Origin of the sequence: Bacteriovorax sp. DB6_IX (genome assembly GCF_000447775.1) — a bacterium.
In the GTDB taxonomy this organism is placed as follows: domain Bacteria; phylum Bdellovibrionota; class Bacteriovoracia; order Bacteriovoracales; family Bacteriovoracaceae; genus Halobacteriovorax_A.
Window position 1 is genome coordinate 1 of the sequence record NZ_AUNJ01000195.1, and the last position, 284, is coordinate 284.

1 protein-coding gene is annotated in these 284 nt (G+C 32.4%); it reads left to right on the forward strand.

What is annotated here, in order from left to right; all coding sequences use genetic code 11:
• A partial coding sequence (locus M901_RS05875) for a hypothetical protein (RefSeq protein WP_034720751.1) occupies nt 1-284 on the forward strand: 284 nt, incomplete at both ends.

A 284-nucleotide genomic window follows, 5' to 3' on the forward strand; every position in this document is an offset into this window, starting at 1 on the left:
CTGTTATTGTTATAAACGCCAGAGGGGTACAGCTTGGATTTGTTGTCTCAGAGATACGTGATATTGCTATAAATCATTCGAAGATTTCAACAGATACTTCTGATAGAGACGGGTTTATAGGAACAGCTTTTATCAATGACAAAACAATTACCATTTTAGATATTTTTAAAATTGTAGATGGCTTACCTTTTGCTTCAGCTTCCTCTGTAGAAAATTCTAAAGGTCGCGTCTTAATAGTTGAAGATTCGGAACTATTTTTAAGAATACAAAAAGAGTTATTTTTA